This window comes from Exiguobacterium qingdaonense, from assembly GCF_018617855.1.
Lineage (GTDB): Bacteria > Bacillota > Bacilli > Exiguobacteriales > Exiguobacteriaceae > Exiguobacterium > Exiguobacterium qingdaonense.
Map to the genome: position 1 here is coordinate 1 of NZ_JACSKY010000032.1, position 583 is coordinate 583.

At 61.4% G+C, this 583-nt stretch carries 2 protein-coding genes; both read right to left on the bottom strand.

The genetic code is table 11. The features are described from left to right. Positions 1-242: transposase (locus KNP00_RS14075; protein ID WP_215146299.1), on the bottom strand; the 242-nt coding region annotated here is incomplete at its 3' end. Positions 243-310: 68 nt separating this feature from the next. Further along, the coding region (locus tag KNP00_RS14080) for a transposase (protein WP_420828322.1) at positions 311-583 on the bottom strand (273 nt) is incomplete at its 5' end.

Consider the following 583-nt stretch of genomic DNA (forward strand, 5'->3'; position numbering starts at 1 on the left):
GCGAATATGCCGCGTTCGGTCAGCGCCTTCGCGATCTCGGTCGTGTAATACCCGGCATCGAGCGCGACCGCCTCGAGCGGGAAGCCGAAACGATCGAGGATGTGGGTGATCCGGTCGAGGTAGACCGTGCTGTCTGACACGTTTCCGGGCGTGACGTGGACGTCGACGATGAAATTGTGCTTGGCATCGACCGTCCGATGCGCCAGCCAGAAAAAGCCTTCCGGTTTCTGGTCACGATACATATAGCCCGCTTCCGGGTCGGTCCGGCTCACCTTGACGAGCCGACGCTCTTTCCCGGCCCCTTTGGGCTTCAGTGCTTTTTTCCGCGCTCGGCACGCTCCTCGTTCACCCTCGGAAGGAGTTCCTCCTCGATTTCGCCGACGACCCGCTCGACCTCGACCTTGTCGAACTTCCTCTTGTTCGCGTTCGCCCGGATGTGCGTCGAGTCCGTGACCAGGATCCGACCGGAGATGAAGCCGTGCGCCTCAGCCTGCCGCACGATGTCCTCGAAGATTTCCTGGAACACGTCGTTGTCGTGAAAACGACGCCGGTAGGCCTGGCTGATCGTCGAATGGTCGGGCAC